Source organism: Pseudenhygromyxa sp. WMMC2535 (assembly GCF_011083025.2).
The window spans coordinates 8,371,685-8,384,202 of the sequence record NZ_JABJWV010000001.1 but is presented as its reverse complement, the minus strand read 5'-3'; the positions used below and the strand labels follow the sequence as shown (position 1 = coordinate 8,384,202).

The window sequence follows — 12,518 nt, the reverse complement described above, 5'->3', positions numbered from 1 at the left end:
TCAAGTGCCCCATTGTAGGAAGCGGCGGGTTCGCGGATGGCGAGCCCGGCAAAAGAAGTCCTCGGTCGGGCCAGACTCGATGAGCGCGCCGTCGATCAACAAGGCGACGCGATCACCGATCTCCCGGGCCAAGGGGAGGTAGTGAGTGACGACGATCAGGGTCTTCCCGCGGCTTGCGAGCGCGCGCAGACCCGCTGTGATCTGCGCGGACCAGGGCTCGGGCAGCGAGAAGATCGGCTCGTCGAAGAGCAGCAGCGGCGCGGGCTCGCGCGCGACCAGGGCGAAGCTCAGGACGCGACGCAGGTGGTCGGGGACCGCGGCCAAGCTGCGGTCGAGGTTGGTCTGGAGGACGTCGCGCTCGCTGGCTTCGAGCAGCCAGCTGAGCTCCTCGACGGCGAGCAGCTCGCTGATCCGATCACGGGCGAAGCTCCCGTGCTGGTTGAGGCGGCGGCAGGTCTCGACCGAGACGTCGACCTCGCCTCGCCACCACAGGTTCTGGGGATCGGGAGGGGCGTCTAGAATGATGGCCTCGAGGGCGCGCAGCAAGGTGCTCTTGCCGCTGCCCCCGGGGCCAACGACACAGAGCACCTCGCCGGCGTTGACCTCGAGTTGGAGCTGAGGCAGCACGCAGCGCGGGCCCCAGCCGACGCTCAGCCCGCGCAGGGAGAGCATGGGTGGCTGTGTGTCCACGGTTGTCCTGGCTGGTGGCTAGATGGTCTCGGAGCCGGTGATCGAGCGCATCTTCATCAGCCCGAGGCCGAGGTTGGTGTCCGAGCGGCAGACCGCGACGACGACCACGGACTGCATGGACTTCACGCGCGCGAAGATGTGCACGAGGTTGGTGGACATCACGATGATCTCCTTGAAGTAGCGCTCGGTGGTCTCCACGCCACGGACGCGCTTGAAGGTGTTCTCGATCGTCGTGACGTTGTCGCCCTCGAACAGGTCCTTGGTCGCGGCCGAGACGAGGTCGAGGACCTCCTGCGGGTGGCTGTCGATGGTCTTGACGCCGAGCAGCATGCCGGTGGACATGTCGACGACGCCGCACGCGACGGCCTTGGGGACTTCTTTCATGGTCTTGGTCAGGATGGTTTCGACGCTCATGGGGTGCTCTCTCGTTCGGTGAAGGGTGGAGTCAGAGGTAGTCGGTGTTGGGACTTGGAAGCGGAGAAAGGGGGCTCGCTCAGCGCACGCGCAGCTGCTGGAGGCAAGAGCTCAGGCGGCTGTCCTCGGGCAGCAGCAGCGTGCAGGCCCGGCAGACCGCCTTGGCGGTCGCGAAGTCGCGGTTGGCGTAGGCCTGCATGGCGGCGGCGAAGAGGTGGGCGACGACGACGTCCTCGCTCGCCGACGAGCTGCGCTTGGCCGCGCGGTTGAGGTTGGCGCGGACCTGGGCCTCGACCTCGTCGTGCCACTCGCGGGCGAGGTCGGGGGCGGTGATGTGGTCGGCGGCGACGTCGAGCTGGCGCCGCCAGGTCTTGAGCACGCGCCCGCGGAAGTCGACGATGGTGACCAGCGCCGCCGGGTCGCCGGTGATCTCGGTCTGCACGGTCATCAGCCCGCGACCCGTGCGGATCAGCGAGGTCAGCCCCGGCCGCGAGGACGCGCTCGGCATGCTCGCCGGGGAGGGGGAGTAGGGCTGCTGGACGCTCGTGGACGTCTCGATCGCGGTCGCGGTGTTCATGAGGGCCTCGCTGGTGATCCGAGGGGTCAGTGGTGCAGTCGACGCCGCGCGGCGCGGCGCAGGGTCATGGCTTCGTGGAGGTGGGTACGCTCGCGCTCGCTGAGGGCCTCGAGGCGGGCGAGGCGGCGCAGCTCGACGCCGCCGTCCTGGCTGAGCTTGGCGAGCAGCGCGTCGGGCTCCTCGCTGCCCTCGAGCAGCTCGACGAGCTCGCTGCGCAGCGCGCTGAGCTCATCGCAGCGCGCGGCCGCCAGGGCCTGGCGCAGGTGCAGACGGATGCGGTTGCCGTAGAGCATGACCATCCCGCTCTGCATTCGCCCGGAGAACACGACCGTGAGGGTCATGCGGCCGTTCTCGAGCGTGTCGGTCTCGGCCAGCTCCTCGAGCGGCCACACGGCGACGCAGCTGTTTTTCGCGTTGAGCAGCACGCTGCGGTCGCGCTGGGACGCGCCGAGGCTCTCGAAGCAGGTGCTCGCGGCGCGGTTGAGGGCGGCGAAGCCCAGGGCGATGTCGTGCTTGGCGTTGCGCTCCCAGCTCCAGGCGATCAGCCCATCCGGCGCGATCGACAGGACGACCGCGCGCAGCCCCTCCATTGGGCCGATGATCTCGGCCAGGGCGCGATCGAGGCTGGGTTTCATTGGTCGCTGTCTCCGACGCTCGCGGTGATCTCGTCCTCGAGCAGGCGCAGGCGCAGGCGCTCGAGGTTGGCGGCGCACAGCAGGTCTCCGGGCAGGAGCTGCTCGCGCTGGCCGAGCAGCCGGCGGGCGCGCTCGCGGTCGCCCCCGAGGTAGGCCTCGACGGCCGCCCAGTCGAGCAGCTCGGTGGCCAGGCGACGGGCGCGGGTGAGCGCGTGGTCCTCCTGGACCTCGACCGGATCAATCTCTTCGATCAGGCGCTGCTTGGGCTCGCTGAACAGCTCCTGGAGCTCGCTGCGGATCGCCTCGAGCCGCTGCGCGCGGCCGGGGGAGGCGCCCCAGATGCTCTCGTCGACGAGCTCGCGCCAGGGGCTGCGGACGGTGTGCAGCTCGGTCGACCACAGCTCGGTGGTGATGCGCACGGGCAGGCGGGCGAGCAGGGTCAAGGCTGGATCTCCGCTCGCGCCGGGGAGCTCGGCGTGGGTCACCTGGCCGTCGCGCAGCCCGACCAGGCCGACCTCGAGGGCGCCAATCCACAGGCGGAGCCCGAGGTCGAGGCTCTGGAGCTCGGCGACGATCAGGTAGTCGACGAGGGTCGGGCGCTGGAAGCTTCCGGATACGTCGGCGTTGATGCTCATGATGATTCGTGACCGTCCTCGGCGGGAGGCGGGAGTTACCTAAGGATGATTGCGACTCGTGCCAAATAGAGTGTTGGCTCTTGGTACAGTCTGCAATCGTATGCCCCGTTTGGGCTATGGATTCAGGCTATCAGCTAGCTTTGTCACGATCAATGAGAGCTTGTCAGAAAAGTACGCCTCAGTGCATTTTTGTCGCGTATTGGCCAGTCTGAGGGAGCGAGCGTGTCTGGTGTATGCCCAATCTCGAGGATGGGCTATCTGTATAGGTGTGATGAATTGTTGGTTGCGTACTGCGTTTTATACAGAATCGGCCATGGACTTCGGTACATGACTGTGGACTTTGGAAACAGTGGGGAGCGGGCACAGCTCGCGACGCCCCGGCCTCGCGGCGGGGCCCAAATGGGGCATCGCGTGGCGTGAGCGCGACGAAAATGCGCTGCGTCGTGTCCTCGCGTGGTCCTAAACGCGCGCGGCGTTCGGGAGTGCCCGTCCGCGACACCAGCCGAGCGGCCACAGGCGCGAATTCAAAGCGAGGATCTTGCAGCCCTCGAGCCCGGCCCTGGTGGGCGGCTCTCGAATTCAACACAGGTGAGGGGCGCGCCGGGGCCTCGCCTGCGGCGAAGCGCGCGGCGAGTACAGGCCTCTCGCGCCGCGCTCGCCTGGGCGTGCGCGCGCTCGCAGCTGCTTGCCTGAGGGCGCGCGCTCGCGGGGCGAGCCCGTTAGTCGAACTCGTTAGTCGAGCTCGAGCTTGAGGTCGGCCGGCTTGAGATCGGGCAGCTGAGGCGCGGCCTCGGTCACGCTGGACGGACGCCACTTGCCCATGACCTCGATGTAGCCGTCCTTGCGCAAGATCAGCTCGTGGTCGATGTCGTCGCCGACGGGGACCTCGATGGTGCAGGGCGTCTCGCACTGAAAGTCGCCGTCGAGGAAGACCCGCGCGCCCTCGACGTTGGTCGTGATCGAGGCCCGGTTCTTGGGCAGCTCGTCGGCGTCGCTGGGATCGTCGGCGAGGGTCGGGGCGTCCTTGCGCGCGCGCTCGTCCTCGCGCTCCTCCACGCCGTGGTCACGATCGCCGCCGCCGAAGATCATCGCGCCGACGATCAGCACGAAGGCCAGGGCGAGGCCGCCGATGACCAGCTTGTTGACCACGCTCTGACCGCTGGGGAGCGGCGCGGACGGGCTCTTGCCGACGGTCGGGAGGTCGTTGACCGCGGAGATGGGCCCGGTGGAGTTGGCGCTGCGTCGCAGCGGGCTCTCGGGCGGCTGGCGGCCCTCGGCGCGGGCTCGCGCGGCGCCGATGCACTCACCGAGCAGCTCGGCGAAGCGACCGCAGTCTTGGATCCGCTTGTTGCGATCCTTGCGCAGCGCCATCATCAAGACCTTGACGGTCTCGCGGCAGCAGTGGCGCGGGGTCGGGACCTTGCTCTTGACGTGCTTGAGCATGGTCGCCATCGGCGACTCGGCCGAGAAGGGCGGGCGGCCCTCGATCATCTCGTAGAGGATGCAGCCGAGGGAGTAGATGTCGGTGCGGTGGTCGAGGGCGAGGCCGTTGCACTGCTCCGGCGACATGTACTGCGGGGTGCCAAACACCTCGCCAGCCTTGGTCAGCCGGGTGGCGTCGAGGCCACCGGCGATGCCGAAGTCGAGCACCTTGACGACGGTCGACACGCCGACGCTCTCGATGAAGATGTTGTCGGGCTTGAGGTCGCGGTGGAAGATGCCGTTCTCGTGGGCCTCGGACAGGCTCTCGGCGATCTGCCGGGCGTACTGGAGGGCCTCGATCTCGGGGATGCGTCCGCGCTCGAGCCGCTCGGCGAGGCTCTCGCCGGTGAGCAGCTCCATGACCATATAAGGTCGGCCGTCCTCGGCCTCGCCGTGCTCGAACACGCGAATGGTCGAGGGATGGCGCAGGCGCGTGGTGACCTCCATCTCGCGCCTGAAGCGGGTCAGGAACTTGCGGTCGGACAGGCACTCGCTGCGTACGACCTTGATCGCTACATCGCGATCGACCTGGGTGTCGTAGGCCTCATAGACCACCCCCATGCCGCCTTCGCCGATGATGCGACTGATCTGGTAACGGGAGGCGAGGGTGCGGCCAATGTCGTCGTTCACGGCCATCTCCATGCTCATGCTCGCGCCCGAGTGTTCTTCATCGAGCGCGAGCCGTCGCCGGCTCGCGGGCGGTCCTTTGGGTTGGTGTGCCATGCAGGCAGGTGTCGGGCCGACGCAGTGTATCCCAGGACGCCTGCTTGGCGTGGTCCCGGGGCGGAGGCGGTCGGCGCCGAATTCCGTGGCTGGGGTGTAGCGTGAAAACGCTTGCGCGCCAAGGTGGCGAAATTGCTTCCAAAGTGTGGAAACTGGCGTGACGTTGGGCGTGAATGGTCTTTGGCTGGCTTCGCGTGGGCTTGATCCGTACCCTGCCGGCGACCATGCCCAACGCCGCTGCGACCAGCCATAGCCCCAATCAGGCCCCAACCGAGCGCTATCAGGCCGCCAACAAGATTCGCGTGGTCACGGCGGCCGCGCTCTTCGACGGGCACGACGCGGCGATCAACGTGATGCGTCGGATTCTACAGGCCCAGGGGGCGGAGGTGATCCACCTCGGTCACAACCGTGGCGCCGCAGAGATCGTCGACGCCGCGATCCAGGAGGACGCCCAGGCCATCGCCGTGAGCTCGTACCAGGGCGGGCACATGGAGTTCTTCAAGTACATGGCGGACTTGTTGCGCGAGCGTGGTGCAGACCACGTGACGATCTGGGGCGGGGGCGGTGGCGTGATCGTGCCCCGGGAGATCGAGGCGCTGCATGCCTACGGCATCAGCCGCATCTTCTCGCCGGAGGACGGGCGCCGCTACGGCCTGGAGGGCATGATCGAGCTGATCATTCGTGGGGCGGACTTCTCCACGGCACCCGAGGATCCGCTCGCCGAGCTCGGGGCGCTCCTCGACGCAGGGGCCTCCAAGCAGGACGTGGTGCCTCGCCTCGCGCAGCTGATCTCGGTGATCGAGTCCGCGCACGCCAGCGAGGGCGAGGCGGCGCAGGCGTTGCTCCATGCGGTCCGCGAAGCCAAGTTGCCCTCGGTGCCCGTGCTTGGGCTCACCGGGACCGGCGGCGCGGGCAAGAGCTCGCTGACCGACGAGCTCGTGGCCCGCTTCGCGCGTGAGAACCCCGATCGCCGGATCGCCGTGATCTCCGTCGATCCCTCGCGCAGGCGCACGGGCGGGGCGCTGCTCGGCGACCGCATCCGCATGAACAGCCTGCGCCACCCGAACGTGTTCATGCGCAGCATGGCCACGCGCAGCTCCGGGGCCGAGCTCTCGGCGGCGACCCTCGACGCCGTCCGCCTGTGCAAGCTCGCCGGCTACGAGCTTGTCTTGGTCGAGACCTCGGGCATCGGCCAGGCCGACGCGGCCGTCGACGAGGTCGCGGACGTCTGCGCCTATGTGATGACCGCCGAGTACGGGGCCCAGAGCCAGCTCGAGAAGATCGAGATGCTCGACGTCGCGGACTTCGTGGTCATCAACAAGTACGAGCACAAGGGCAGCAAGGACGCGCTGCGAGACGTCCGCAAGCAGGTCCGGCGCAACCGCAACCTGTTTCACGAGGTCAGCGACGAGCAGCTCCCGGTGTTCGGTACCGTGGCCAGCCGCTTCAACGACAGCGGGGTCAACGGGCTCTACGCGGCGCTGTGCGGGCGCCTGAGCCAGGTCGCCGCGCCGGAGTGGACGTGCCGGATCCCCGCGGACCAGCAGGCCGTGGCCAGCGACACCCGCGACATCATCCCGCCCGAGCGCGTCCACTACCTCGCCGAGGTCGCGCACTCTGTCCGCGCCTACAAGGCGCGGGTCGACCAGCAGATCGAGATCGCGAGGACCCTCGAGCACCTGCGCCAGACCAGGGCCCTGGCCGCGGCCGCCGGGGTCGACGCCCTGTCGGCGGGCGAGGCCGGGGACTGGCTCGACGCAGAGATCGCCGCGGCCGAGGGTCGCCTCGACGGTGACGCTCGCCGGGCGCTGGCGCTGCTGCCCGAGCTGCGCGCCGAGTACGGCGCCGACGAGTACGTGGTCAAGATCCGCAACCGCGAGGTCCGCTACCCGACACACGTCACGACCTTGTCCGACAGCCGCGTCCCCCGGGTCGCGCTGCCGGCCGACGACGAGCCCGGCGCCACGCTGCGCTACATGCTGCTCGAGGGCCCGCCAGGCCACTTCCCCTACACCGGCGGCGTGTTCGCCTTCAAGCGCGAGGGCGAGGACCCCAAGCGGATGTTCGCCGGCGAGGGCGGCCCGGGGCGGACCAACGAGCGCTTCAAGTACCTGTCGGCGGGCGAGCCGGCCAAGCGCCTGTCGACGGCCTTCGACTCCGTGACCCTCTACGGCTGGGATCCGGAGCAGCGCCCCGACGTGTGGGGCAAGATCGGCGAGAGCGGTGTCTCGGTCTGCACCCTCGACGACGCCAAGGAGCTCTACGCGGGCTTCGACCTGTGCGCCCCGAGCACCTCGGTGTCGATGACGATCAACGGCCCGGCGCCGATCGTGCTCGCGCTGTTCATGAACGCGGCGATCGATCAGCAGGTCGAGCGCTTCGCCGCCGAGCACGGCCGAGCGCCCGCGGGTGAGGAGCTCGAGCAGCTGCGCGATCGCACCTTGGCGCAGGTCCGCGGCACGGTCCAGGCCGACATCCTCAAGGAGGATCAGGGCCAAAACACCTGCATCTTCTCGATCGAGTTCGCCCTGCGGATGATGGGCGACATCCAGGACTACTTCATCCGCAAGCGGGTGCAGAACTACTACTCGGTGTCGATCAGCGGCTACCACATCGCCGAGGCCGGGGCGAACCCGATCTCGCAGCTGGCCTTCACCTTGGCCAACGGCTTCACCTACGTCGAGTACTATCGCTCGCGGGGCATGGCCGTGAACGACTTCGCCCGCAACCTGAGCTTCTTCTTCTCCAACGGCCTCGACGCAGAGTACACGGTCATCGGTCGGGTCGCGCGGCGGATCTGGGCGATCGCGATGCGCGACCTCTACGGCGCCGACGAGCGCAGCCAGAAGTTCAAGTATCACATCCAGACCAGCGGGCGCTCGCTGCACGCCATGGAGGTCGACTTCAACGACATCCGCACGACCTTGCAGGCGCTGTTCGCCTACTACGACCACTGCAACAGCCTGCACACCAACGCCTACGACGAGGCCGTGACCACGCCGACGGAGGAGAGCGTGCGCCGGGCGATGGCGATCCAGATGATCATCACCAAGGAGCAGGGCCTGGCCAAGACCGAGAACGTGCTCCAGGGCAGCTATATCGTCGAGCAGCTCACGGAGCTCGTCGAGGAGGCGGTGCTCGACGAGTTCCTGCGCCTCGACGAGCGCGGCGGCGTGCTCGGGGCCATGGAGCGCCAGTACCAGCGCGGCAAGATCCAAGACGAGAGCCTCAAGTACGAGCGTCTCAAGCACACCGGCGAGCTGCCGATCGTTGGCGTGAACACCTTCATCAATCCGAACAAGAGCGCGGATCAGGAGGCCGACGGCCTCGAGCTCACGCGCGCCAGCGGCGACGAGAAGAACGCGCAGATCACCCGCCTGGAGGGGTTTCAGGACCGCCACGCCGACGAGAGCGCCGCGGCCCTCGCCCGCCTCGAGGCGGTCGCGCTCGCCGGCGGGAACATCTTCGAGTGTCTGATGGACGCGGTCCGGGTGTGCTCCCTGGGCCAGATCTCGAACAAGCTCTTCGAGGTCGGCGGCGAGTATCGCCGCAACATGTGATCCTAGAGCGGCGATCGGTTTGAATTCGCACCGCCAGGCACATCTTGGCGGCCCCGTGGTCGTTGTCGCTCGGCGCTCGCAGTGGGTCCACCACAGCTTCGGCCTCGCTCCTAGCCACGGAACCGCCAAGACGCACCTGACGGCGCGCCTTCAAACCGATCGCCGCTCTAGTCGCAAAGGTCGGCGGCCGGCTCGGGGACAGAGCCGTCGAAGCCCCGGACGAAGCGCCAAAAGGCCTGGAGCACCTCGAGCTGCTCGCCGCTCTCGCAGTAGAGGTGGCGCTCGAGCAGCTCGGTGCTCACGCTGCCGAGCGGCTCGATGTCGGCGTAGAGCGTGGCCATGGCCGCGCGCAGCTCGTCGACGCCCATGATCGCCGCGAGCCCGGCGAACACGGCCCGCCCGGTCCAGTAGGAGGCGTTGGGCGTGTCGCGGGCGAAGGGGTGGGCGTCGTAGAGCTCGGTCGGCGCGTCGTCCCAGTCGAAGGGCTCGACGGTGAAGCTCAGGCCCAAGGTGGTGTTGTACATGTCCCAGGCCTCGTCGATCCACCCGTCGGCGTAGGTCGCGGGGTGGACCCCGCGGGCCCACCAGCTGTGGAAGGCCTCGTGCTCGAGGTCGCTGGGCTTGGTGGTGAAGCCGCCGTCGTACTCCATGGAGCGCGCGCTGGCGCTGACGTAGCCGAGCATCGCCGGGTGGAGAAAGTCGCCGGTCGAGGTCACGAACTCGTCGATCGCGTCGAGCAGCCGGGCCTCGAGCGAGGTCAGGCTCTCGCCGGCGGTCTCGTGGCGGACGAGGGTGTAGGGGATGTCCTGGGCGTTGGCGGCCTGGTGGACGCCGGTGCTCGCGCTGATCTGCTCGCTGGGCACGACGATGATCAGCGGGGCCATGGCCGTGGTCGTGTCGGGGAACTCGAGCTTCCAGTCGTGCTCCGAGAATTCCTCGATCTCCGCGTTGCTCAGCAGCGTGTGGGGCACGCCCGCGTCCTCGAGGACCAGGTAGAGGGTCAGCGCCTGGCGATCGAAGGGCAAGTTGGCGGGCAGCCAGGACTCGAGGTAGCGGCCGGGGTTGAGGTCCGAGAGCCAGCTGTCGAAGTACAGGCGGTTGGGCGCTGTGCTCCACTCGAGGCCGCCGGCCTCCGGGGCGTCGGGGACGTCGAGGGCGTACTGCAAGGTCAAGGTGTGCTCGGTGCAGGGCTCGAGCTCGAACTCGAGGATCCGAAAGCCGTAGTCCAGGCCCTTGCCAAAGTCGTGACGCTGGGCCGCCGCGGGGTCGATGAATTGCTGGTCGAAGGTGCCGGCGTCGATGGTCTGACGGAGATCGAAGATCGGCATGCCGCCCTCGGGCCCGACCCGGAAGTCGACGCTGACCTCGGCGATGGCGTGCTGGCTGCCGAGGGAGAAGAAGATGGTGGCCTCGGTCGCCAGGATGTCGATGGGCGTGGCGAAGAGCCCGTCGATCTCGGTGGCTGGGGGCGCGTACTGGAAGGCGCCCTCGATGGAGCAGTCGAGGTTCTCGTCGCCGGTCTCACTGGAGTCGGAGTCGGTGCTGTCGGAGTCGCTGCTGTCGGAGTCGGAGTCGGAGTCGGAGTCGGTTTCGGTGCTGTCGGAGTCGCTGCTCGAGCCGGTCTCTTCCGTTCCCAGGGTGTCCTCGGTGCTCTCGCTGCCGATCTCATCGTCAACGTCACCGGCGGAGGGGTCTCCACAACCGCTCGAAAACGCGCAGGAGATCGAGAGCGAGAGGGAAGCTGTCTGGAAGGCGCGGTGCGTGACGCTCACGAGAGCACGGTAGCAAGCGGGGGCCGGGCCGTGGCGCATTTCATCGTGCGCGGGCCGGAGTGCACCCCATGCCTGATTTTTTCCAGGCCCGAGGGCTTTTTTTGATTCGGCCATGATCGACGCGCCTCGCTGGTGGCACCTGTGGGTTCAGAGGCCTCCATGATCACTCGCCGCCTACTGACTTGTCTCGCCGCCCCTGCCGCCCTCGCGCTCCCGCTGCTGCTCAACCCCTCCGCCGCGTCTGCCTGCGGGGGGACCTTCTGTGACACGGGGCCCACGTCCATGCCTGTCGACCAGACGGGGGAGAACATCCTCTTCGTCATCGACGGCAACATCGTCGAGGCCCACATCCAGATCCAGTACGACCCGGAGAACGACGCCGAGAAATTCGCGTGGGTGATCCCGATGACGGCGGTGCCGGAGTTTTCGGTCGGCTCGGAGACGCTGTTTCAAAACCTGCTCGCCGGCTCGGTGCCGACCTACGGCTTCAACACGGTCCAGGAGCCTTGCGGTGACTCTGGGGACGACTTGGGCGAGAGCACGAGCACCGGGGACGATGGGTGGGGCGACACCGGCACCGACGATGGGGGCGATACGGGCGGGCCGAACGTGATCCTCCAGCAGATCGTCGGCGCCTTCGAGGTCACGGTGCTCGAGGGCGGGACCGTGGAGGGGGTGATGCAGTGGCTGGACGCCAACGGCTACCAGCAAGACCCCGCGGCCGAGCCGATCCTCGGCGAGTACTTGAACGAGGGCCACCTCTTCGTCGCCCTCAAGCTCGCCTTCAACGCCGACGTCGACGAGATCCACCCGATCGTCTTGCGCTACGAGGGCAACGAGTCCTGCGTGCCGCTCCGCCTGACGCGGATCGCCGCCAGCGAGGACATGGACATCCGCGCCTTCGTGCTCGCCAACGGCCGAGCGGCGCCGACCAACTATCGCCACGTGATCGTCAACCCCTTGATGATCGACTGGATCAACTTCGCGGAGAACTACAAGGAGGTCGTGTCGATGGCCGTCGACGCGTTCGCGGCCGAGGGCAACGCCTTCGTGACCGAGTACGCCGGGACCAGCGGCGTGGTCTCCCAGGCCGGGCTCTACGAGGACAGCTGGGACGCCGCGCCTTTCGCCGAGCTCCAGGACACGCCCGAGAACACGATCGAGCTGCTCGAGAGCCAGGGCCTGGCCTACTGCTACGAGGGCCAGTGCGAGCTGCTCCACCCGCTCTTGCCGGCGCTCGTCGAGTCCTTCTTGCCCACGCCCGATGGGGTCGAGCCGGCGGACTTCTACGGCTGCCTGATCTGCTACGGCGGGCTGATCGACGAGGACGCCTGGGACGCGGCGGCGTTCTCGGCGGCCCTCGACGAGCGGATCATCGCGCCGGGCAAGCACGCCGTGGGGCTGCTCGACAGCTGGTCGTACCTGACCCGCATGTACACGACGATCTCGCCCAACGAGATGTACGAGGACCCGATCTTCCATGTGAACATGGATCTCCAGGACGTGCCGGCGATCCGCCAGGGCACGCACCGGCTGCTGTGCGAGGGCGGGGCCGAGTTCATCTTGCCCGACGGCCGCTCGGTCTACATGCCCGACCCCTTCGCGTGGCCGGAGATCTCCGGCGAGATGCCCTGGGAGCAAGAGGTCTCGCTCGCGGTGCAGGCGGGCCCCAACCAGGTGCTCAGCGATCGCACGGACACGATCAACCAGCTGCTCGACGCCTGGAACGCCGCGCACGGCTGGCCGCCCTCGGAGTCTGGGGACGGCGACGGCGACGGTGAGGGCGGGAGCGACGAGATCGGCGACGAGGGCGACAGCGGCGGTGACGACTCGGGCAACGACGGCACTGGCGGCGCCGGGATCGAGGATGGCGCCGCGAGCTGTGCGTGCTCGAGCGAAGGGCAGGGCGAGGGCCGCGTGGGCTGGGGCCTGCTGGGTCTGCTCGGCCTCGGCCTGGTTCGCCGGCGTCGGACCGCGCCTCGCTCGCGTGAAGTTTGACGCTTGGCTTCGTTATTAGGGTGACGCCCGCC

The 12,518-nt window shown here is 68.2% G+C and carries 9 protein-coding genes; 2 read left to right on the top strand and 7 right to left on the bottom strand.

The window, feature by feature from the left end; all coding sequences use genetic code 11:
* From G6O69_RS32395 to G6O69_RS32370, 6 genes are all read right to left on the bottom strand, one after another.
* Positions 1-690: an ATP-binding cassette domain-containing protein gene (locus tag G6O69_RS32395; protein WP_172307336.1), complete on the bottom strand. Its 690-nt coding sequence runs from the start codon at positions 688-690 to the stop codon at positions 1-3.
* Between the two features lie 18 nt (positions 691-708).
* Positions 709-1,104, bottom strand: a complete 396-nt coding sequence (locus G6O69_RS32390; RefSeq protein WP_172307335.1) for a hypothetical protein — start codon at positions 1,102-1,104, stop codon at positions 709-711.
* 79 nt (positions 1,105-1,183) lie between these two features.
* Positions 1,184-1,681, bottom strand: coding sequence for a hypothetical protein (locus G6O69_RS32385; protein WP_172307334.1), 498 nt, complete (start codon positions 1,679-1,681; stop codon positions 1,184-1,186).
* 26 nt (positions 1,682-1,707) lie between these two features.
* Positions 1,708-2,316 (bottom strand): hypothetical protein, encoded by a 609-nt coding sequence (locus G6O69_RS32380; RefSeq protein WP_172307333.1) that lies wholly within the window; start codon positions 2,314-2,316, stop codon positions 1,708-1,710.
* The gene (locus tag G6O69_RS32375; RefSeq protein ID WP_172307332.1) at positions 2,313-2,951 is read right to left on the bottom strand and encodes a hypothetical protein; all 639 of its coding nucleotides are present in this window, start codon (positions 2,949-2,951) and stop codon (positions 2,313-2,315) included. The genes G6O69_RS32380 and G6O69_RS32375 overlap by 4 nt, the downstream gene beginning before the upstream one ends.
* A 732-nt stretch (positions 2,952-3,683) precedes the next feature.
* The gene (locus tag G6O69_RS32370; RefSeq protein WP_176397220.1) at positions 3,684-5,156 is read right to left on the bottom strand and encodes a serine/threonine-protein kinase; all 1,473 of its coding nucleotides are present in this window, start codon (positions 5,154-5,156) and stop codon (positions 3,684-3,686) included.
* Between the two features lie 224 nt (positions 5,157-5,380).
* Here G6O69_RS32370 and icmF point away from each other — a divergent pair, with 224 nt between their 5' ends.
* Positions 5,381-8,716, top strand: a complete 3,336-nt coding sequence (gene icmF, locus G6O69_RS32365; RefSeq protein WP_172307330.1) for a fused isobutyryl-CoA mutase/GTPase IcmF — start codon at positions 5,381-5,383, stop codon at positions 8,714-8,716.
* 167 nt (positions 8,717-8,883) lie between these two features.
* Here the strand turns inward: icmF and G6O69_RS32360 are convergent, their stop codons facing one another.
* Complete coding sequence (locus G6O69_RS32360; RefSeq protein WP_172301281.1) at positions 8,884-10,488, bottom strand: hypothetical protein; 1,605 nt, start codon at positions 10,486-10,488, stop codon at positions 8,884-8,886.
* Positions 10,489-10,647: 159 nt separating this feature from the next.
* On the opposite strand from G6O69_RS32360, the gene G6O69_RS32355 reads away from it, so the two are divergent.
* Positions 10,648-12,486, top strand: coding sequence for a DUF2330 domain-containing protein (locus G6O69_RS32355; RefSeq protein WP_172307329.1), 1,839 nt, complete (start codon positions 10,648-10,650; stop codon positions 12,484-12,486).
* The last annotated feature ends 32 nt before the right edge of the window (positions 12,487-12,518 follow it).